The organism is Psychrobacter sp. APC 3279, from assembly GCF_030407795.1.
GTDB lineage: Bacteria > Pseudomonadota > Gammaproteobacteria > Pseudomonadales > Moraxellaceae > Psychrobacter.
Map to the genome: position 1 here is coordinate 1 of NZ_JASDCR010000039.1, position 1,269 is coordinate 1,269.

2 protein-coding genes are annotated in these 1,269 nt (G+C 43.7%); both read left to right on the forward strand.

Annotation, left to right across the window (positions count from 1 at the left end; translation table 11 throughout):
• Nucleotides 1–66 precede the first annotated feature (66 nt).
• Entirely contained in the window at nucleotides 67–378 is a 312-nt protein-coding gene (locus QL898_RS13700; protein ID WP_290177186.1) for a transposase, read from the forward strand.
• Between the two features lie 29 nt (nucleotides 379–407).
• Nucleotides 408–1,256, forward strand: a complete 849-nt coding sequence (locus QL898_RS13705) for an IS3 family transposase (protein WP_290177187.1) — start codon at nucleotides 408–410, stop codon at nucleotides 1,254–1,256.
• Nucleotides 1,257–1,269: the final 13 nt, after the last annotated feature.

Below are 1,269 nucleotides of genomic sequence, written 5' to 3' on the forward strand. Positions count from 1 at the left end.
TTGTAGTGGCATAATAAAATTGGACAGTCTATAAGGGGTTATACTAACTCAAAGAGGAAAACTAGTATGACTACCAAACGCAGAGAATACACCCGAGAATTCAAACTTGAAGCTATCAGCTTAGTCATTGATCACAAGCGTAAGATAGCAGAAGTGGCAGAGTCACTAGGGATTGGCACATCAACCCTAGACAACTGGGTACGCAAGTATCGACAAGAGAAGCAAGGCGTTGCACCAACCCAAGGACTGGCGTTAACTGATGAACAGCGAGAGCTACAAGAGCTGCGTAAACAGGTTAAGCGTTTGACTATGGAGCGTGACATACTAAAAAAGGCTTCAGCTCTGCTAGCCTTGGACAGTCTGAGCGACTATCGCTAATTAAGACTCTAGCAGAGCAAGATAAACGACTGAGCAAGCGTAAGCTATGTCACCTGTTTGATGTCGTCAGAAGCAGCTACTACTATGGCATGCAGACTAAGCCTATTGACGTTGAACGTATCAAACTAAAAGCCTTGATACGTCAAATATTCAATGACTCCAAACAATCAGCTGGGGCTCGCACCATTGTCGCCATTCTGTGGAATGAGCACAGTATTAAGCTAACACGTTACTTAGCTGCCAAGATTATGAAGCAAATGAATCTGGTCAGTTGCCAGCTCAAGACCCACAAATACAAGCACGCTGATCAGGAACATAAAACCCATGACAACCTTTTAAAACGCAGATTTAGCCCAACGGCGCCCAATCAAGTTTGGACGGGGGATGTGACCTACATCCGTATTAAAGGCGGCTGGTGCTATTTAGCTATCGTTTTAGATTTATATGCTCGGCGTGTGGTGGGATTTGCTGTATCAGATTCGCCTGACAGTATGCTGACAACCAAAGCGCTGCAGATGGCGTATCAGACTAGACTTAAACCAATTGGTGTGTTATTTCACTCTGATCAGGGCACCCATTACACCAGTAAGATATTCGCTGAATCCGTGGCCAGTTGTAATGGCATGACGCAAAGTATGAGTCGAAAAGGTAACTGTTGGGATAATGCCCCAACAGAACGATTCTTTAGAAGCTTCAAAACGGAGTGGATGCCAAAAGGTGGTTATGAGAATATCGCTGAGGCATCAAATGCCATCAGTGATTATATCTGGGGCTATTATCAAACCGTGAGACCGCATACTTTCAACAGTTATTTAACACCGCTAGAAAAAGAGAAACGCTACTTTAATAAAAACCTCTTATCAGGTGTCCTAAATTAGTTGACCACTACAA